Genomic DNA, 18,417 nt, shown 5'->3' on the forward strand with positions numbered 1-18,417 from the left:
AGAGAAGCGGCTACGTTTCATGTCCTGGTCCTCTCGATGGGCCAGAACGAACTTCAAACCGGATTAGATAAGAGGGGCAAGGTCATTGCAACCGCACGCCAGCGTGCTGCGAGAGTACCGCAATGCGTATGGCATTCAAGAACTGCATCTCCTGGATTGACTAGAATGACCGGATTGCGGTGACCAGCGACTCCTCAAGCACAGTATAGGATGGTGCCCCTGGCATCGCGGCGTCACTGCGGCGGACTATGAGGTGAACCTGGAGACCAGACTTCTGGACTTCCTAATATCTGCTCAATGTTTATGGTTGGTCCAAAGTGGCGCTAACTTGAGCAATGACCTTATCATGGCGCCTCAAGGCAGCAGCAGCGATATGGCCCGCATTTGATCGCGCTGGAGCAAATCTGCGGATTCATTCGTCACCTCATCAAGGTTTGGCGGCCCGGATCCAACTTCCTTGGAACTGCCGAAATGCTCAGCCCTTTGGCCAGCTCGGCTAATGCAGCCAGACCGCAAGATCAGAAAGAGCACGCTTGCGAAATACGCCAGCTGAAGGAGCAGCGAACAAGCCAGCGTCGTGACGACTACTGTGCCGATGGAATAAGAAGCGAAGTAGACGGTCAGAGCAGTGCTGCATTGGACCATTCCCAGGACGCGACAAAAAATTCTAAAGGGCAACGCCGTTCTCCTGGTTTTGTCTCCTCAGATCATGCTGCGACCTGGTCGGCCGCAACATGGGTCTGGCAGTTCTTCGGGCAGACGCGGGCGCAGGCTCCGCAGCCAATGCAGCGGCCGGCATGATCGACGACCATGATCATGCGATTGAGCTCGCCGTCGAAATCGTCATCCTCGTCGTCGCAGGCGCCGAGGATTTCACCCGCGTCATCGACGCCGTAAAGATGCATGACCTCGCGCGAGCAGACCTTGAAACAGCGGCCGCAGCCGATGCAGGTCGTGCCGTCTATAGCGGTGAGATATTCCGGCATCCATCCGGAGCCGTCGCGGGTGGTGAATGTGCTCCTCATCGTAACTTCTTCATTGCAGCGAGCTCTCTCTTGGCACCATCCAACTCGGCAAAAACGGCGGACGTTTCCTCGGCAACTTCCTCTATCTCCCTCCATTTTCCCGGGAGATCCTCTGCAAGGTCGCGCAATTTCATCTTGGCAACTGCCGCGCGCAGCTGAAGCTTTCGGACTTTCTTCCCCATCTCATCTAGCTTTGACATAAACCCTTCCTCGAAATCGGTTTCATCAGGCCGGCGCCACGTCGCGATAGGCTTCGATGGCTGCGGTCGCATCGTCGACCAGTTTCGTTCCGGCCTCAGCGAGTTTCCGAAGCGTCTCGAAGCCGAACCGGTGGACGTCTGGACAGAACGACCAACCGCCCGGCCCTGAAAAGCACGGGCCCGAAGGCCTTTCGGGTTTCATCTCCATGATTGGCGATGTCACCGGGCGGAAACGCTCCGCGATCGCAAGCCCGACGGCGGTGTAAAACATATCGAGCCTCCACAGCACGTCCGGATCGGGATAGCCCATGCCAGGGATCGCACGGCGCTTTCTTCTGGTGACGATGAAGTCGGCCAGCAGCGTGGCGTCCGATTTGCCTTCCCATAAGCAGTAGGACTCCTGAGCACGGATCAGCCGCACGAGGCATTTGACGAACGGGGTGGAAAGGGCTGCTTGGTCCTCGGTGACAGCAGGGCTAACTGCGGCGTCAGACATTTCACATTCTCCTCATTGCAGTCCTCTTCCTCGATGGACGATTTCCTTTTTCGGAGACGCCTACTTCGGGCAGACTTGCGCAGCCGACGCCCGGCTCGGGGCGGCCGATTCCACCCAATTGACGTTCCTGTGGCCGACCTTGGACGCGTCCTCCACTGCGAGTCTTCCACGCGAATTCGCGTCGAACATCACTTCCGCCGCAATGCGGCTGGAGGCGATGAAGATTCGAGCCTCGATCCTGCTGCAAACGATCGACCAAGTGCTGCATGGACCCTCCTTGCTGCGGCCACGCTAGAGAAAAAGCCATTTCGACCAATTACCCTTTTTTATCTTTCCTCCTCGGCCGACCGCGCTTTGGCACCTTCGGGAAATTGTTTTTCGGAGCCGCAAAGAGAGCGCCGCAACAAACCTTCCCACCCCTGTACTTGGCGAGGGCCTGCAGCAAATCCGGCAGATGCTGCTCTTTCAATTCGGCCGGGATAGGCTCCGGACCGTCCAGCGACCTCAGTGCCATTTCGACCAACTCGATCGCGATCATTGTTGCCGTTCTCGTGATAGTACCGGGCGACCGCCGGATAGACCGGAACTTAGGGCTGTCGCCTTGCGGGGGATTCAGCGCCAGGATATGTTCGGACAGCTCCTTGACCATCGCGAAGCGCTCAGCAGGGGGAAGGCGCGAATGGTCATTGGCCGGATGGAAAAGTTGGTCTAGCGCCGAAACCATCCAGTCCTCGGAGTTTTTGTCGATCGCGTCGCGAACCAATTGGCGCATCACGGGCAAGCCGGTCCACATGTCTTGAATTTTGTGAAGCAACAGATGCGCATGAGCCAGGCGGAAATTGACGTCGTCCGGCATCAAGGCGATGCCCTCTTCGATCGCCCAGAGCGCCGTCTTCCAATCTTCTAACTTCACCGCCGCCCAGAATCTGTCATCGATCGGCTTCTTCAACGCTTGTTCACGCGCCATGGATTCGCTTCTGGCGATCCGCTCCGTATCGGCGGCTTTCGCTTCATCGCTGGTGCGCCAGCTGCCGTTGAGCACTTTCGGCAAAATCTCATCGAGTTGCCCCGGATGACCAATAAAGGCGATGTGGCCGTCTCGGTCGACCACGAACGAAGTCGGAATCCCGGCGGAAAAGCTGGGTTTCATCCAAAGCTTGTTCATTTCGCCTGTGTAGTCGAACGCGATCCGATAGTTCAGATTCGAGCACTTTTCGGTCAACCACGCGTCCAACTTGGTGCGAGCCTCAACGGCCGTTGGAGCGTCTTCATTAGCCGCGACTCCGACGACCTCAAGTCCGCTGTCCCTGTATTTCTCCTGCAGCCGCATCAAATGGAGCATCTCCCCCACAACATGGTCGGCACCAAGTTGCCCAAAATTCGACGATATAAACTTTGCCGGGCTGGAAGTTCGTAAGGGGCTCACCACGCAGCCAGTTCTCCACTTTGATCGAAGGAGCCGGTGACTCCATCCGCAACACCATTTTGCTCTCCAGAGCTGTTGCCAACAGGTTGCGCGACTTAATGCGCGGGCTTGTTTCCCTCTTAGAGAGGTGCACACGCGTTCAAGCGAAGGAGAGCATCGCTCGTCTCGCCGCGTCTGCGTAAGCAAGCCTTCACTCAGTGTTGCCGCATCTCAATACGCAAAGCCCGTGCCAGCGCGCTCAACGCGCAGTAACCCATGATTTCGGGTTCAACAGCCTCCAAATGCCAAGGTGGCCGGTTGTATTGAACCCAACATGTTTTCTGCCGCTGTCCGGTTTTGGACACGCATCACGCGCTTCGCCCCGCCAGAAAAGCGTGGCCACGAATGACGGAACAGTATTCGGGCCAAGGGAACGAGCAGATGAACATCATGACTGCGTTGGCTGCCGCCAGGCCCGTCATCATCGTCCGCTTCACGCCACTGGCTTGAGCTTCTTGCCGTTCTGGTCCGGAGGCGGTAGCGGATTTCGCCATCTGCAAGGGGCCGCTCCATCCGAGCGCGGCCTGTGCCCCCTCGCCCGCCTTGCGATTGAATTCCTGCGCTGGCGGCATAGGAGTTCTTTACGACGAAGCCGGTTCAGCTGAGCTCATGAATACCGCCATCGTCAGATAGACGACGATGATCGTCGCGAAATGGTCAGGATGAGCGCCGGCATGTGCCGGCCGGTGAACTTTGCGGGATTCCTGCTTTGTGTTTATCTTCTGTGTTCCCGGTGCTCAGGTGCAACGGGACCTCGTGGCGCGACGTGAGCGTTGGCGGAATTGACAACCCAAAGACCGCTCGGTCGCCACGCAGGTTGGGCCGGACCAACGGGAAAGGCTGAAGATGCGGCTGTCCGCCACTAACCCGGGCTACCATCCCAGAGATGACAAGGTGATTGATGCCATCGTTCGCGCCGACGCCGGCAAGAGCCCGACCGTCCCGACTCGAAGGTCGGTGCCTTGGCCACTGCACGGTCGTTGCGGTGTTCAGCTCCCGGCCAGTGGTGAGGGAAATCGTGATAGCGCCAATACGATGCGGCTACGGTCCGAACGCGGCCTGCCGCGCTGAAACGACTCTCTTTCTCGACCTGACGCCGACCTGAAGCGGTGGTTTTGAGTGCATTGAGGAGCGCCTGTACCTCTGCGCGGCCTTTGGGCTCCGCGTTACGGATCATCTCGGGCGAGGAGAACCCCCGAGCGCGCGTTAGAGACGTCCGGGATGTCTCGGCGACGGCGCTTGCAGATTGGCACCGAAGAGCTTCGCGAAAGGGCGCTTTGCCGCGATCTTCCTCCGACTTGGCATCAGGATAGGTGACCCAGGGGAGTAGAGCTTCGAACAGCGTCGGTGCTGCTTGGACCCGTCAGCGAGCCAAAAACAACGGCAATGACGGCTTCCCAACTATCCATCTCGTTACGCCGCCGAAGAGCCTCTCGCGCAGCCGGCGGCTGCCGTAAGCGCCCATGACTATCATGTTGGCAGACGTGTCGATTGCGTGCTGCGCGAGCACCGTGGCCACCGGTTTGCCGGCACTCGGCAGCAGGTCAACCGACACCCGAGCACCGTGCCGAGTGAGATAGGCAGCGATGTCGGCTCCCGGCTCGGCGCCGTTTCCGGTGCAGGTCGCCTCCGGATCGACTAGTGCGACACGAACTTCCTCAGCACCGGCTAGCAGATCCAGCGCTTCCCGAACCGAACGAGACGCCTCGGCTCGCGAATCCCAGCCGACCAGCACGCGCCGTGGCGACAGAGTCGCCTCAGCGCCCTCCGGCACGACAAGCACCGGCTTTCCGGTATCGAACAGGCTGCCGTTGATAACTAGGGGTCCGAGGTTAATGTCGTTGAGAAGTGCGGGGCCGATGATTGTCAGGTCGTTGCAGAGCGCCCGCTGTCGCACCGCGTCACCGACGCTGGGCTGATCGCAGTTGGCAATATCGACATCATAGCACCGCCACGTGGCTCTCAGCAGTTTGTGAATTTCCCTGGATGTTTTTTCCAGACTGGCCGTGTCCTGTGAAAATCTCTCGATCTGCCTAAACCGTTTGTCCAGTCTGGCGATGGCCTGTGCGCGTTGTCTGGGCCACTCGGGGATGCCATCGCCGAGCAGCGGAGACGGCATAATGAGCGGCGGAGGCGACATCACCAGTACGGAAAGATACGCGTGGACTTCGGCACATAGACTGGCAGCTGTTCTGACATCCTGATCGGAGTGGTCAGCTCCCGTCACACTGAGTACGCTTCTGAAAGCCATTTGACTGCTTCTTTCTGAATATGTCGTACCTGTCGGCGCGTTTCGAAGCCGCAAGACTTGCCCTCAGCACGGCGGAAATGCGGAGTGGCACCACATCGGTTGTCTATTCAGCCGTCCGGCCACTCGAGCGAGTAGCCGGCCGACCTGACGGTACGAATGACGCTGGAGGGGGAGGCCGCGTTCAGAGCCCTTCTGAGCCGGCTGATATGGACATCCACGGTGCGTACACCGACATGGATATTGGCCGGCCAGGCCGCGGTGATCAGCTCGTCTCTGGTGAAGACCTTGCCGGGAGTCTCAAGCAAAAGCCGCAGCAGGTTGAACTCGATCGGCCCAAGGTGGACTTCGTGGCCATTACCCCGAACGCGGTGGGCATCGAGCCTTATCTCAAGGTCGCCACAGGAGATCCAGCCGCCGTTTTCAATCCCGTTCGAACCCGGCTTTGGCAGCGCCAGCTTCGTCCGTAGACAGTCGAGCAGCTTGGCCGGCGCGAAGGGCCGCACAAAGCTCTCGTCAATACCTGCCTTCAAGAGATCGAGGTGCTGGTTCTCGGCGCCGGGCGCGATCAGCGCAATTACGGGCAGGCCGCCGGTCCGGGGCTCGCCCTTGAACCGGGCGCAGATTGTGGAGCCTGTCGCGCTTGCTGGCCCGCAGTCCAGCACTACCGCCTGGAGCTCCCGTTCATCGGCCAACGCAAGTGCTTCCTTCACGCCGCCTGCCGGCTCACTCGTGAAGCCGTCCACCCCCAGAATGTGGCTGAGGAACAGATACAACTCCGCATCTTGCGAACAGATCAGGACCAGTGGCTTCATCAGCGCTACCCCAAGAACCACATCGGCCTCGATCGCCTCGATTGAGAGGGCTGGCCATCGCATGTCCTCAAGGCCTGACATGATCCCCTTGCTCGAAAATCGGTTCCATCATGCCCGCGCCACCTCGGGATAGGCTTCAATGGCTGTGATCGCATCGCCGGCCAGTTGCGTGCCCGCCGCGGCGAGTTTCCAGAACGTCTCGAAGCCGAACCGATGGACGTCGCGCAGGGTTTTCGACAGAACGACCAACCGCCCGGCCGTGAGAAGCACGCGCCCAAAGCCCTCATGGCTCATCTCCATCATCGGCGATGCCATCAGGCCGGAGCGCTCCTCGATCGCAAGCCCGACGGCGGTGTAAAACATCTCGAGCCTCCACAGCACGTCCGGATCGGGATCGCCGATGATCGGGATCGTACGGCGCTGTTCCCTGGTGATGATGAAGTCGCCCAGCAGCTCGGCGTCCGATTTGCCTTCCCAAGACCCGTGGGAATCATGAGCCCGGACCAGCCGCACGAGACATTTGACGAACGGGGTGGCAAGGGCCGCCTCGTCTTCGGCGACAGCAGGGGTAACCACGGCGTCAGACATTTCGCCCACTCCTCATTTCAAGTCCTCGTCCTCGAAGGACGGTTTCTGTTCGGCGACACCTGCCTGCGCCAGCACCTTGCGCAACCAAGGGGGAGGACACGTCCTGAGCATCATCTGCGTGCGCAACAGCACCTCTTGGATGGTTTGGGGGTGCGGCACTTTGATCGGATGAATTTTTGCCGAAACAACCTTGGCTGCCGAAGGTCCGCCGATAGCCAGACAAAACAGGAGATGACAGCCCTTCAGCGCCTCGACTTTCGGGGTGATGCGATCATCGCCCTCAGTCCTATGCTTCCCGCTCTCGTCGGAAACGTCATCGAAGGCCACGGCCTCGACGAGCTTCCACTCCTCGCGCATCACGTCGTAGACAGCAAAGCGCCTGGCCGAACCGAAATGGGCGTTGAGGTTCTTCATGTCCTGCGTGGCGATCGCCACGCGCAATGCGCCGGCTTGGCGTTCCGGCGTCGGTGCGTGAACCTCGTCAGTGACGAGCGAGAGGCGACGAACGGAGCTCATCTGGGATTTCTCGCTTACGGAGTGGATCAAGCGCCTCAGGGGTCGGCGCGTGCCGGTTGGCTTCAAAGATGTTGGCAACCTCGAAGATCATGTCGCGGGTCCCCTGATAGAGGATTGTGAGCTTGTGCTGGCTGCCGAGCCGGTCGAAGATCGGGAAGCCGACCCGCATGAGCGGAATGCCGAGGCGCTGCGCCGCCTGGCGGCCGTGGGAATGAGTGACGAGAAGATCAGCGCCGGCGCCAAGAGCTTCCAAATCGCCGAGATCGCCGATCTGAACCGACTGCGCCGGTACTTCCTCCAAAATTTTCGACATGTCGGTCGTGGTGACCGCCGCCGCGATTTCGGAGCCCATGCCGATGAAGAAGCTCGCGAGTTGGTAGAGTTGGTCTGGTTCAGCAGCGATCGCAATTTTCTTGCCTCCAAAGTGGAAATGTCCGTCGAGCAACGCGTCCTGCAACTGCGCCCGCCGACGGCGCACCCCAGCCGGCGCCGCCGCGCCCGAAACCGCGGACAGCAGCGAGACGAACCGGTCGGCCTCCTTCAATCCAGTCAGCGACCGGAACAGCACGTAAGGCACGCCGGTCAACCTCTGGAGCAGCTCGGCCGGGCGGCGCATATGCTCACCGATGACGATGCATTGCTCGGCCGTGCCAAGCTCACGGATATCCTCGACGCTGGTGCCGCCATAGGTGGTCGTGACCCAGCGGTCGGGCACCGTACCGTCGAGCGAGCCGGAGACGTCCGGCAGAATCACGGGCTTCAGTCCAAAGCTTTCAACCATCTCACGCAAATGCTCGATATCAGCCACAGTGAGGTTCCAGCCAGGCAGGATCACGATCTTCTTCGACTGCCGCGCCTGCTCGCCGGGCCGCGCAATCCTTTCGATCATCGCGATGACCGCCTTGGCCCAGCCCTCTTCGATCGCGCCGTCGAAATCCGGTGTGTTGGCTAGCACCACCTCCGTACCCGCGAGTTCTTCCGTGCGCTTCAGCCTGATATTGGCGATATCTCCCGCGCAGTCTTCGCCCCGGGTTTCCACCAGCGCCGTCGTGCAGACCCCGATCAGCGTTGGCTTTGTGCGGGCCTTGAGGTTGAGGATCGCCTCTTCCAGAAGGTCTGCGCCGCCGAGGATCGTCGCCACCTCGTCCATCGCAGTTGTCTGCAATGGGATGGCTTCCTTGAAATGCCGCACGAAGAGCACGAGCGCGAAGCTGGTGCACCCCTGGCTGCCGTGGAACAACGGCATCGCGCCGTCGACGCCAAGAAAGGCCAAGGCGGCACCCAGCGGCTGCGATGACTTCAGCGGATTGACCGCCGCCGCTTTGGTCTGGGGAAGGATGCGGACCATCGGCTTCCTCAACACTCGCCGAAATCGTCGGTCATTGTGCCGGCGAATTTCTTGAAAGCCTGGACGGTCGGGGTCTCGCTCTTTGTGCTCGGCACTTCGTCCTTCATCGCAGGCTGGCAATCCCATGGTGCCGGCTCCCGCACCTGGCGCCAGATCGGGTTATGAATGGCGAGGTCGATTTGGCGTACGAGTTCCACCATGCCGTCATAGCCGGCGTAAGGATGTTGGCGCTCCTGGTTGATATCGAGCCAGGGTGTCTTGGCCTTCAGCGCGATGAACTGCGTGCGCCCGCCCGACAGCATGATATCGGCCTTGTGTTCTGAGAGCATGGCGTAAAGCTCGCGCGGCGCCATCTGCTCGAACATGTGGTTGTCGTCCTTGAGGATCTGCTTGATGCGCTCCTTGTCTTCGACGGTCGACTTCTTGACAGAGGTGCCGACGATCTCAATGCCGATCTCCATCAGCGCATGGACGACCGACCAGGACTTCACACCGCCGGTGTTGAGCAGGACGCGCTTGCCTTCGAGCCTCGGCCGGTAGGCCGCGAGCTTTTTCCACGCAATCGCCTCCTCATCTGCAATCAATGCCTCGGTGCGGCCGAGGATCTCCGGATCGGCACCCTTCTTCACGAGCAGCTGAGAGATCTGTCGGAGCGCTTCCGAGGTGTCGGTGATGCCGTAGAAGGAGCCCTCGAAGAACGGAATATCCCAGCGCTGCTCCATCTTACGGGCGAGATTGATGAGCGCGGTCGAGCACACCACCATAGCCGCCCGGGCGCGGTGCGCGGAGGCAATGTCGAGGTAGCGCGCGTCGCCCGGAATGCAGGCGCGCACCCGGATGCCCAGCCGGTCAAGGAGCGGCTTCACCAGCCAGAATTCGCCCGAGAGGTTGAATTCACCAAGAATGTTGATGTCGTAAGGGCCGGCATCGTCGGGCTCCACCGTGCCGATGACATGCTCGAGCAACGCCTCGCCGGCAAGCTTGTTGCCGAGATTCTTGGAGCCGACGAAGCCCGGCGCATTGACCGGCACCACCGGCAGGCCGAACTTTTCCGCCGCCCGCTTGCAGACGGCCTCGATGTCGTCGCCGATCAGCGCCGTCACGCAGGTCGGATAGACGAAGATAGCCGGCGGCCCATACGCTTCATTGATCTCGCGGATCCCTTTGAAGAGCTTCCGCTCGCCCTGCCCCATCACAACATCGAGTTCGGTGAGGTCGGTCGTGAAGCTCGTGCGCCACAGCGTCGGCCCGGACGAAGCCGCACCGCGGTTGTCCCAGGAATTGCCCTCGCAGGCGAGCGGCGCATGGATCAAATGCGCAACGTCGGTGATCGGCTGCAGCACGATCTTGGCGCCATCGAAGGCACAGCCGCCGGCCGCCGCCCCGGGGGTCAGTGGCTTCGAACAGCCCTCCTTGCGCGCCTTGGCATCCTTGCCGCGGTTCTGCTCGCAGGCGGGCTCGTTGAAGACATCCTGGATTTTGGCTCTGAGCGAGGACATTGCGTCGGTCTCCAAAGTCCCTCGGGAAGACGACCGGCCTAACCGAAGAGCCGGCCGCCATGCTTAGCGGGTGAGGTCATACGAATAGTCCGTCACGCCCGTCTCGCCTGTCTCGCGATCGAGCTTGTCGAAGATCTTGTCGAGGATCGTCGTCAGGACGCGCAACCCGCCTTGGTAGCCCATAAGCGCAAACCGATGGTGATGGTGGCGGTCGAAGATCGGAAATGTCAGCCGGATCAGCGGCGTGCCCGTGTCGCGCTCCAGATACTTGCCATAGGAGTTGCCGATCAGCAGGTCCACCGGCTCGGTGAAGAGCAGCGAGCGCATCGCCCAGAGGTCCTTGCCCGCCCAGACTTGAGCATCCTTGCCGAAGGGCGAGGATGCAAGCAGTTCCTTCAAGTCCGCTTCCCAGGCCGAGGTGCCGTTGGTGGCGAGGCAATGGGTCGGCTCGCCGCCCGTCTCCATGATGAAGCGGGCCATGGCGTAGACAAAGTCTGGATCACCGTAGATGGCGTATTTCTTGCCATGCAGCCAGGATTGGCTGTCCGCCATGGCGTCAACAAGTCGGCCGCGCTCCAGGCGGATTGCCTCGGGGATTTGCTTGCCGGAAATCGCGGAGACCTCCATCAGGAAGTCGTCGGTCGCCTGGACTCCGAGCGGGTAATGGAACGAGGCAGTCGCCTGCCCTACCCCCTCGCAATACTCCAGTGTTTTTCGGGTGTTGTAGTGCTGTAGCGACAGCGTCGCCTCGGCGTTGAGTGCCTTCCTCACGTCTTCGATCTTCGTGCCGCCGTCATACATGCGGTATTCGCCGTCGGACGGCGTGTCGAACTGGTCAGAGGCGTCTTGGATGAAGGTATAGGACACGCCTATCAGATCGAGCAGGCGCTTGAGTTCCCGGTTGTTGCCAACACAGAAGCCGTCGAAACCCGGAACGATGTTGATGGTTCCCTCGGCTTCCGTGCGCTCCTCGCCTTTCCAGAAATGCTCCAAAATGCCCTTGACCGTAACGTCATAGCCGTCGACATGGCTGCCGACGAAGGCCGGCGTGTGGGCGAAGGGCACGTCGAAGTCGCGCGGGACCGAGCCTTCGTCCTTGGCGTTCTCGATAAAGCTGTGCAGGTCGTCGCCAATAACCTCCGCCATACAAGTGGTCGAGACGGCGATCATCTTCGGGTCATAGAGTTGGTACGTGTTGGCGAGCCCGTCGACCATGTTCTTCAGGCCACCGAACACTGCCGCGTCCTCGGTCATCGAGGAGGAAACTGCCGAAGCAGGCTCCTTGAAATGGCGCGACAGGTGCGATCGGTAATAGGCCACGCAGCCCTGGCTGCCATGAACGAAGGACATGGTTCGCTCGAAGCCAGCAGCCGCGAACACCGCGCCGAGCGGCTGGCAGGCCTTGGCGGGGTTCACGACAAGCGCTTCGCGAGCGAGGTTCTTTTCGCGGTATTTCCACGTCTTGGTGAATTCGCGTTGATCGGTAACGACCTGGTCCGGGTGCGGACATTCGAAATTCAGCCTCTTCTCGGCGAGCATCTGCCTGTATTCCGGCTCGCGGAACAGGGGCGCGTGGTCGAGAACTTTTTCAGCCGACTGCGGCATGGATGGTTACCTCTTCTCCATCTGGCCGCGCCATACGGCGGCACAGGGACGTCGAAACGTTTCAGGTCTCCCGCGGACAAAGGGCCGCAGGCGTTCATCGGCCTTCCCGGCTTCCGGGAGGCCAGGTTTCATTCCGCAGCGATCGCCGCCGACGGCTCGGCTCTTTTCTTCCAGGGAGCGTCGTAGAGGCCCCAGACCGGGTTGTTGATGGCCAGATCCATGTCGCGGGCGAAGATGGCGAAGCCGTCGTAGCCGTGATACGGGCCGGAATAATCCCAGGAATGCATTTGACGGAACGGTATGCCCATCTTCTGGACCGGGTACTTCTCTTTGATGCCGGAGCCCACGAGATCAGGACGGATCCCCTCGATGAACTTCTCCAGCTCGTAACCAGTCACATCGTCATAGATCAGCGTGCCCTTCTTCACGTAATGGCCGGTGCGCTGATAATCGTCGTTATGACCAAACTCGTAGCCAGTACCGACGATAACCATGCCCAGGTCCTCATATGCCGTGACGACGTGACGGGGGCGCAGCCCGCCGACATAGAGCATCACCGTCCTGCCTTCGAGGCGCGGCCGGTACTTGGCGATGACGGCATCGACCAGGGGCCGGTATTTGGCGATGACCGCCTCGGCCTTGGCTTCGATTTCCGGCCCGAAATGCTTGGCTATCTTGCGCAGAGAGGCTTCGGTCTGGGAGGGGCCGAAGAAATTATACTCCATCCAGTCGATGCCATACTTTTCCTCCATGTGCCGGCAGATGTAGTTCATCGACCTGTAGCAATGGATGAGATTGAGCTTGGCCTTTGGCGCTCGCTCTATTTCGGCCAGCGTAGCGTCGCCCGACCAGTTGCCGACCACGCGCAGGCCCATCTCCTCGAGCAGGATGCGCGAAGCCCAGGCGTCGCCGCCGATATTGTAGTCGCCGATCACATTGACATCGTACGGGCTGGCCTCGAACTCGACGTCCTTCTTGTCGAACACCCAGTCACGGATCGCGTCGTTGGCGATGTGGTGGCCGAGTGATTGCGAGACGCCGCGGAAGCCCTCGCAGCGCACCGGCACGATCGTCTTTTCGTGCTCCTTGGCCTTGTTGCGGGACACCGCTTCGGTGTCGTCGCCAATCAGGCCGATCGGACATTCGGATTGCACGGTCATGCCCTTGTTCAGCGGAAACAGTTCCTCGATCTCGTCGATGATCCGTTCCAGCTTCTTGTCGCCGCCGAAAACAATGTCCTTCTCCTGGAAATCGGAGGTGAACTGCATCGTGACGAACGTGTCGATGCCCGTCGTGCCGACGTAGTAGTTGCGGCGTTGCGACCAGGAATATTGCCCGCAGCCGACCGGGCCGTGCGAGATATGGACCATATCCTTGACTGGACCCCACACCACGCCTTTCGAGCCGGCATAGGCGCAGCCGCGAATCGTCATCACCCCGGGGATGGACTTGATGTTCGATTTGACCTCGCATTCGGAAAGGACCTCGTTTTCCTCGCCAGCCTCGTCGCCGCTCTTTGCGACGCTGAGGTGCTTTTTGCGGCGCTTCGCCGCCTTGTCAGGATATTGCGAGAGCACCTCCTCGATAAGCTTCGCATGGAGGGCGCCGTCATTCTCGTATTCCAGGTTCATGGGACCCCTTTCAAGGTTCAGGGTGACGCCTCACCGACGAGGCGCCGTTCTTTGAAAGGCGCACCACGTAAGGCGGCGCCTCATGTCGGCAGCGGTCGCTACTGTGCGGCCGCCTTGGCCGCTTCCTTGACCTGAAGCTCGGCAAGCATCTGCTCATCCGTCTTCATGATGCCGAAGTCGAGCAGCATGTCCTCGAGTTGCTCCATGGTGATCGGGGTCGGGATGGTGCCCTGGCCCGAATTGGCATGGATCTTCTCGGCCAGCGCCCTGTATTCCCCGGCCTGCTTGGAGTCCGGCGCATACTGGATCACGGACATCTTCCTGAGCTCGGCGTGCTGGACGATGTTGTCGCGCGGCACGAAGTGGATAAGCTTGGAATTCAGCCTGGAAGCCAGCGCTTCGGCGAGGTCGAGCTCGCGATCGGTTTGGCGCTCGTTGCAGATCAGGCCGCCGAGCCGCACGCCGCCCGAATGGGCGTATTTCAGGATGCCCTTGGCGATGTTGTTGGCGGCATAGAGCGCCATCATCTCGCCGGACATGACGATATAGATTTCCTGGGCCTTGTTCTCGCGGATCGGCATCGCGAAACCGCCGCACACCACATCCCCGAGCACGTCGTAGGAGACATAGTCGACATCGTCGTAGGCACCGTTCTCCTCGAGGAAGTTGATCGAGGTGATCACGCCGCGACCGGCGCAGCCGACACCCGGCTCAGGGCCGCCCGACTCCACGCATTTGATGCCTTTGTAGCCGACCTTGAGCACGTCCGCGAGTTCCAGGTCTTCCACCGAACCTTCCTCTGCCGCGAGGTGAAGGACCGTATCTTGCGCCTTCGCGTTCAGGATCAGGCGGGTGGAGTCGGCTTTGGGGTCGCAGCCGACGATGAGGATTCTCTGCCCGAGGTCGACAAGGGCGGCGAGCGTATTTTGGGAGGTGGTGGACTTGCCGATGCCGCCCTTGCCGTAAAAGGCGATCTGACGCAAACCTGACATGTAGCTTTCCTTCCTTCGTTCCATTCATCGCGGCTGCCGCGACATGAATGCCGGTCGGGCAGCTGTCGCCGCCTCGCACCCAAGGGTCTCAAGACTCGTGCCAATTTGGCTGATCGAACCGAAGAATAAATTTCATGTTTGCTTTTCAGGGATTTAGCTTGAGACCAAAGAAAGGATCGTCGGAACAAGCCGTGTAGCGGACCCGACATTGGCGACAAAAACGTCGGATAGCGATCCTCAGTCACCGCATTCGTTCGAACCGCATCGTTGTGTTGAGGTGGCGAACAGCATCTCGACCCTCTTGTAATTGCGGGATGCTGCGAACTCTTCTGTCGGCGAGCTGACGTGCTTGCTCACGCGTGTCCTCGTGGACACTGCGCCGAATCTTGCGCCACGCTGGCATACCTTCGATCCACGGCCATCCATACGGGCCGCGGGCGATAATTCCGCCATATCACCAACCCAAGGGGACTCGGCTCACTTATCGGCGCAGGAGTTCAGTATCGGCGTCATCGCCTTCACATGTTCGTCGATCCGCTCGAGTACTTTCGCTGCGACAACCTCGCGCTCAGGCAGATGCCACCAGTGCTCGTTGACGAGTTCGACGGTCTCGACCACTGCCTTCAGGACTGCCGGCTCCGGAAGCCTTGCACGGTTCGCAAATGCTTTCCATCGCGGTGCTGCTAGCGCCTTAAATGAGCGCTCCCCTCCAAGCGACAGCGCCATGGCGTCGGCGGGAATATATGGCACGGTCGACAGGACGTCGTAGATTGGTGCAAGCACCGGCTTGTCGCCGTTGCCGGGATAAATCAAAGACCAGTTCTTCAGGTGCATGTCGCCATTGCCAGTGATGACCGTCAGCGCCAGGCGGCGGACGAATTCGAGAGCCGCCGTAAGTGAGACGGCCACGCCAAGGGCCCAGGCTATGTCGTGATACGCGGCGCCCTCATATTTGCGCGAGGGATAGACACCGAAGACCTGAGCGAAATCCTCGATGTGAATCCTCTCGCCATCGGCGCCGCGATCGAAGCGTTTGACGAGAAGGCCCTTGCCCTCTGCCAGCGTGTTGAATTCCTCGGGAATATCCTCGAAATCGGACTTCTCGATAAGTTCGCGTTCAGGCACCTCCATGCCGATCGCTGCGGCCAGCGCGAGGTTGGCGAATTCATTTTCGGAAACGCCTGGAAACGCCGTCGAAGGGAACTTGGCGATGTATCGGCCTTGCTCGTCGTCCATCGGCAAGGTCAGGCCGCCGCCTTTTCCAGTGTTCTTCATGACCGACAGCTTCATCTGCACGCCAGCAAGTGAGAACCGCGCCTTGGGCTTATCCTTTGAAGCATCCTGCGAAACTGCTATCGCGCTGTCACTGGGCAACGCCCGTACCGCTCCCGGCAGATCGGCGCCCAGCGCAGCTAAAAGATCGAAATCATTGCCTGGCCGCACATTGCCTTCGTGGTGCTTTTCCATCGCCTCGCGCAATTTCTCCTCCGGCAGGAGGTTCGCGAAGAAAGCGGGCAAGACGCCCGCCAGAGGCTTCGGATCTTTCCGCAATCCTCCCGTCGCTGCCCGGAACGACAGGCTGAAAACCGGAAAGCCGCTGGTCGCGCGGTAGGCCTCATCGAAGTTGAATGCATGGAAATCACCCGGCGTCCTAACGATTGTGCCGATCTTCAGTGCGTTCAAGAGCACGTCCAGCGACGGGATCGTCTTAGGTGCGCGAAAGACTGGAGCCATGATCGTCATCGTCAGGTTGAGAAACAAAGGCGGGTCGATCGTCATCATAATGCGGACGCAATAGAGCCTGGACAGCCGGCACCATGACTTGCGGAACCAGCATCATTTCCAGACCGAGCGCGCGAGCGATATTCATGAGCGTCGTCGCACGCGCCGCTGCGGCTCCCTTTTCGATGTCGCGATAGCGGGGACGGGATATACCCGCCAAATCAGCGACCTGCTCCTGCGTCATGGCAGCGGCCACCCTCGCCTGCCTGAAAAGCCCACCGATTTCGCGCAGAATCTCCGATTCAGAGTCCATCATGTACCTATACGATCTGTTCCGATGCGCGATGATACGCAAAGGTATCTCATCCAGCGAGCGGGTCAAAGCCTTTATGATCTGTTCGCGTATCATATATGAAGATAATGATATGCAAAGAGATCAATCCTTCATTCGAGGATCTCCCTGCCTTTAGCGCCGCGCATCCTCCGAGAACAGCTGCTATGGACACCGCCCACCGGAGTTTCTACCGAATGGGCCAGATGCGTACGCGAAAACGGCCAACTGAAAGAACATTCAGCGAACGGCTATTTTGACCTCGGCGCCGATGCGCCCGACGGTGGCCCTATGAACGCGAAAGAGACGAGCGATTTCAGCTGCCGGACGGCCTTCATTTAACATGCCGATGATTTCGGAGCGCTGATCGGGCGTTAGTTTCGGACGGCGTCCACCTTCGCCCGCGTTCGCGGGCTGCCTGTAACCGGGGCTCCGTGGGCATTTCTACAATAGTACCCGCTAAGGGAATTCGAAATTGTTTGGACTGAAGCGGTTAGCGCGGATGAAGCGTTCGAGGGGTCGGTCAATTTCCTTCCAGAGATAGTCTCCGGTGAGTGCGATATGAGCCAAAAGAAGCGGTGCGACCTCGGAGAGCAACTCGGCGGGAATATCGATGCCCTGGCCGCGGACATAATCGACAGCGCGGCTGAGATAGACGGTAAGCGCGTAGGCTATTAGAGGCCCGTTCAGTTCTGGCTGTCGGAAAGGCGCCCGCAGCCGGTTGCGAAGTTCGCCATTGATCTCCGCCGCCCGGACCTGCACGAGCATATGCGCACCGTGAAGCGACCACCGCATCTGCTGCTTCTTGACCATACGTTTCCGGAGGACTGAGTTCACCGCCGACTCGGTCAGAGTGGTGGCGACGCGAAGCCCAGCCCGGCAGCGCTTTCCATAGTAGACGATCGCGCCGCGGTTCGATCGGACATAGGTCAGGAGCTGCGCTCCGAGGCTGTGAAGCCGTGCGATCGAGAACTCGCCTTCCTTCAGTCTTACTAGAAGTTGCTCCAGGTCGCGCATCGCACGATCGGCCCGCCCATGCCACAGACGCCACTTCACGGCTCTGATGTCCTGTCGGCGGTTGGAAGCGCTTAAAAGGGGCCGGATCGGGATCGCACTATGTGATCGGCGATCTGCTGCATGGGCTGGATCTTCATGGCAATATGAAACCAGTCGATGATGTGGGTCGTCGTTTTGGGCACGGCGCGGGCAGCCGCTTTAGGATTTGGCGCCGTCCGAGATCACCGTCACATCCCCAAAGCCGCTATATCCTTCCTGGAGAGAGTGAAGAGCACGATCGCGGATTGCCTGCTGGTCGGTGCTGCCGGTAACGAAATAGCGACCGCCCCTTTCGCCCCGTCCCCGCGGCCGCATCTGGCCACGACGAGCTCGAAATTTCGCGCCGAATGTTGATCCGCGCTACGAATGTGCACCGTATCAATGCTGATGACGAACTCTTTGCGATGATCTCCGGGAAGCTGCATCTCAAGCTGGCATCGGTCATCCGTTTGGGACCTCGCGCGCCAAGTTTCCTGCATGACCTGATCGTCGAGCCGCTTGCCGATCCTGATGGTACGCTTCCGCACGGTCGCATGCGTCTCAGTCGGTTCAGTGGGCAGGAAATCGGCCAGCACCTTCTCCGCCTGCCGGTAGGCAGCATGCTTCCTAGTCGCGCCGTCAGTTCCATTAGCTCCGGTGTCGCTCGATCGGGACAAATTTCCTTCAGCGGCGCGAAGGCACCGACCATCCCTGGATGGCATTCCCGGCACAGCATCCATCGGGGATTGCCAAGGGGCGGTAGCGGCACGCGAGGTATCGCGTTTTGCCCGCAACAGCCGCGATTGGCAGCAGCTCGGGGTGTTTGGACCGGAGACATCGCGAACAGGTGTGCGAGGACATCGCGAACAGTGCTCCATGCTATCTCTCGACGAGGTTGAGG

General features: G+C 60.1%; 19 protein-coding genes and 1 pseudogene. All 20 read right to left on the reverse strand.

Annotated features, from left to right (window positions below; translation table 11 throughout):
* Positions 1-354: 354 nt before the first annotated feature.
* A complete protein-coding gene (locus tag NKH16_RS33420; RefSeq protein ID WP_352816020.1) occupies positions 355-645 on the reverse strand; it encodes an exopolysaccharide production repressor protein in 291 nt (96 codons plus the stop codon).
* 62 nt (positions 646-707) lie between these two features.
* Entirely contained in the window at positions 708-1,025 is a 318-nt protein-coding gene (gene fdxB / locus NKH16_RS33425; RefSeq protein ID WP_352548332.1) for a ferredoxin III, nif-specific, read from the reverse strand.
* Complete coding sequence (locus tag NKH16_RS33430; RefSeq protein WP_352815894.1) at positions 1,022-1,225, reverse strand: CCE_0567 family metalloprotein; 204 nt, start codon at positions 1,223-1,225, stop codon at positions 1,022-1,024. The genes fdxB and NKH16_RS33430 overlap by 4 nt, the downstream gene beginning before the upstream one ends.
* A 25-nt stretch (positions 1,226-1,250) precedes the next feature.
* Entirely contained in the window at positions 1,251-1,721 is a 471-nt protein-coding gene (locus NKH16_RS33435) for a DUF269 domain-containing protein (protein ID WP_352903723.1), read from the reverse strand.
* A 316-nt stretch (positions 1,722-2,037) separates the two neighbouring features.
* A pseudogene (locus NKH16_RS33440) lies at positions 2,038-3,205 on the reverse strand (TlpA disulfide reductase family protein).
* Between the two features lie 289 nt (positions 3,206-3,494).
* Positions 3,495-3,758 carry a hypothetical protein gene (locus NKH16_RS33445; RefSeq protein WP_352903725.1) on the reverse strand — a complete coding sequence of 88 codons (264 nt, stop codon included), beginning with the start codon at positions 3,756-3,758 and terminating at the stop codon, positions 3,495-3,497.
* Positions 3,759-4,549: 791 nt separating this feature from the next.
* Positions 4,550-5,437 carry a universal stress protein gene (locus NKH16_RS33450; protein ID WP_352903727.1) on the reverse strand — a complete coding sequence of 296 codons (888 nt, stop codon included), beginning with the start codon at positions 5,435-5,437 and terminating at the stop codon, positions 4,550-4,552.
* A gap of 107 nt (positions 5,438-5,544) precedes the next feature.
* Positions 5,545-6,330, reverse strand: a complete 786-nt coding sequence (locus tag NKH16_RS33455) for a response regulator transcription factor (RefSeq protein WP_352903729.1) — start codon at positions 6,328-6,330, stop codon at positions 5,545-5,547.
* 27 nt (positions 6,331-6,357) lie between these two features.
* Positions 6,358-6,837, reverse strand: a complete 480-nt coding sequence (locus tag NKH16_RS33460) for a NifX-associated nitrogen fixation protein (RefSeq protein WP_352903730.1) — start codon at positions 6,835-6,837, stop codon at positions 6,358-6,360.
* Between the two features lie 12 nt (positions 6,838-6,849).
* The gene (gene nifX, locus NKH16_RS33465) at positions 6,850-7,353 is read right to left on the reverse strand and encodes a nitrogen fixation protein NifX (RefSeq protein ID WP_352903732.1); all 504 of its coding nucleotides are present in this window, start codon (positions 7,351-7,353) and stop codon (positions 6,850-6,852) included.
* On the reverse strand, positions 7,319-8,701 hold the full coding sequence (nifN, locus tag NKH16_RS33470) for a nitrogenase iron-molybdenum cofactor biosynthesis protein NifN (protein WP_352903733.1): 1,383 nt from the start codon (positions 8,699-8,701) through the stop codon (positions 7,319-7,321). Before nifN ends, nifX begins: the two co-directional genes overlap by 35 nt.
* Positions 8,702-8,709: 8 nt before the next feature.
* Positions 8,710-10,200: a nitrogenase iron-molybdenum cofactor biosynthesis protein NifE gene (gene nifE / locus NKH16_RS33475; RefSeq protein ID WP_352903735.1), complete on the reverse strand. Its 1,491-nt coding sequence runs from the start codon at positions 10,198-10,200 to the stop codon at positions 8,710-8,712.
* 63 nt (positions 10,201-10,263) lie between these two features.
* Entirely contained in the window at positions 10,264-11,805 is a 1,542-nt protein-coding gene (nifK, locus tag NKH16_RS33480; protein WP_352903737.1) for a nitrogenase molybdenum-iron protein subunit beta, read from the reverse strand.
* A 128-nt stretch (positions 11,806-11,933) separates the two neighbouring features.
* Positions 11,934-13,436 (reverse strand): nitrogenase molybdenum-iron protein alpha chain, encoded by a 1,503-nt coding sequence (nifD, locus tag NKH16_RS33485; RefSeq protein WP_352903738.1) that lies wholly within the window; start codon positions 13,434-13,436, stop codon positions 11,934-11,936.
* Between the two features lie 98 nt (positions 13,437-13,534).
* The gene (nifH, locus tag NKH16_RS33490; RefSeq protein WP_352903740.1) at positions 13,535-14,428 is read right to left on the reverse strand and encodes a nitrogenase iron protein; all 894 of its coding nucleotides are present in this window, start codon (positions 14,426-14,428) and stop codon (positions 13,535-13,537) included.
* 477 nt (positions 14,429-14,905) lie between these two features.
* Complete coding sequence (locus tag NKH16_RS33495) at positions 14,906-16,162, reverse strand: type II toxin-antitoxin system HipA family toxin (RefSeq protein ID WP_352903742.1); 1,257 nt, start codon at positions 16,160-16,162, stop codon at positions 14,906-14,908.
* Positions 16,137-16,463, reverse strand: coding sequence for a helix-turn-helix domain-containing protein (locus NKH16_RS33500; protein ID WP_352903746.1), 327 nt, complete (start codon positions 16,461-16,463; stop codon positions 16,137-16,139). The genes NKH16_RS33495 and NKH16_RS33500 overlap by 26 nt, the downstream gene beginning before the upstream one ends.
* A 258-nt stretch (positions 16,464-16,721) precedes the next feature.
* Complete coding sequence (locus NKH16_RS33505) at positions 16,722-16,826, reverse strand: hypothetical protein (protein ID WP_352779059.1); 105 nt, start codon at positions 16,824-16,826, stop codon at positions 16,722-16,724.
* A 114-nt stretch (positions 16,827-16,940) separates the two neighbouring features.
* Positions 16,941-17,537, reverse strand: coding sequence for a Tn3 family transposase (locus NKH16_RS33510; protein WP_352903744.1), 597 nt, complete (start codon positions 17,535-17,537; stop codon positions 16,941-16,943).
* Between the two features lie 188 nt (positions 17,538-17,725).
* Positions 17,726-18,112: a hypothetical protein gene (locus NKH16_RS33515; RefSeq protein WP_352779064.1), complete on the reverse strand. Its 387-nt coding sequence runs from the start codon at positions 18,110-18,112 to the stop codon at positions 17,726-17,728.
* Between the last annotated feature and the right edge of the window lie 305 nt (positions 18,113-18,417).

The organism is Mesorhizobium sp. M1307, assembly GCF_040318155.1.
Lineage (GTDB): Bacteria > Pseudomonadota > Alphaproteobacteria > Rhizobiales > Rhizobiaceae > Mesorhizobium.

Excerpts from the sequence above, each read along its gene's own strand:
- NKH16_RS33420 (WP_352816020.1), bottom strand. The coding sequence starts at position 645 with ATGGTCCAATGCAGCACTGCTCTGACCGTCTACTTCGCTTCTTATTCC.
- fdxB (WP_352548332.1), bottom strand. The coding sequence starts at position 1,025 with ATGAGGAGCACATTCACCACCCGCGACGGCTCCGGATGGATGCCGGAA.
- NKH16_RS33430 (WP_352815894.1), bottom strand. The coding sequence starts at position 1,225 with ATGTCAAAGCTAGATGAGATGGGGAAGAAAGTCCGAAAGCTTCAGCTG.
- NKH16_RS33435 (WP_352903723.1), bottom strand. The coding sequence starts at position 1,721 with ATGTCTGACGCCGCAGTTAGCCCTGCTGTCACCGAGGACCAAGCAGCC.
- NKH16_RS33445 (WP_352903725.1), bottom strand. The coding sequence starts at position 3,758 with ATGCCGCCAGCGCAGGAATTCAATCGCAAGGCGGGCGAGGGGGCACAG.
- NKH16_RS33450 (WP_352903727.1), bottom strand. The coding sequence starts at position 5,437 with ATGGCTTTCAGAAGCGTACTCAGTGTGACGGGAGCTGACCACTCCGAT.
- NKH16_RS33455 (WP_352903729.1), bottom strand. The coding sequence starts at position 6,330 with ATGTCAGGCCTTGAGGACATGCGATGGCCAGCCCTCTCAATCGAGGCG.
- NKH16_RS33460 (WP_352903730.1), bottom strand. The coding sequence starts at position 6,837 with ATGTCTGACGCCGTGGTTACCCCTGCTGTCGCCGAAGACGAGGCGGCC.
- nifX (WP_352903732.1), bottom strand. The coding sequence starts at position 7,353 with ATGAGCTCCGTTCGTCGCCTCTCGCTCGTCACTGACGAGGTTCACGCA.
- nifN (WP_352903733.1), bottom strand. The coding sequence starts at position 8,701 with ATGGTCCGCATCCTTCCCCAGACCAAAGCGGCGGCGGTCAATCCGCTG.
- nifE (WP_352903735.1), bottom strand. The coding sequence starts at position 10,200 with ATGTCCTCGCTCAGAGCCAAAATCCAGGATGTCTTCAACGAGCCCGCC.
- nifK (WP_352903737.1), bottom strand. The coding sequence starts at position 11,805 with ATGCCGCAGTCGGCTGAAAAAGTTCTCGACCACGCGCCCCTGTTCCGC.
- nifD (WP_352903738.1), bottom strand. The coding sequence starts at position 13,436 with ATGAACCTGGAATACGAGAATGACGGCGCCCTCCATGCGAAGCTTATC.
- nifH (WP_352903740.1), bottom strand. The coding sequence starts at position 14,428 with ATGTCAGGTTTGCGTCAGATCGCCTTTTACGGCAAGGGCGGCATCGGC.
- NKH16_RS33495 (WP_352903742.1), bottom strand. The coding sequence starts at position 16,162 with ATGGCTCCAGTCTTTCGCGCACCTAAGACGATCCCGTCGCTGGACGTG.
- NKH16_RS33500 (WP_352903746.1), bottom strand. The coding sequence starts at position 16,463 with ATGGACTCTGAATCGGAGATTCTGCGCGAAATCGGTGGGCTTTTCAGG.
- NKH16_RS33505 (WP_352779059.1), bottom strand. The coding sequence starts at position 16,826 with ATGTTAAATGAAGGCCGTCCGGCAGCTGAAATCGCTCGTCTCTTTCGC.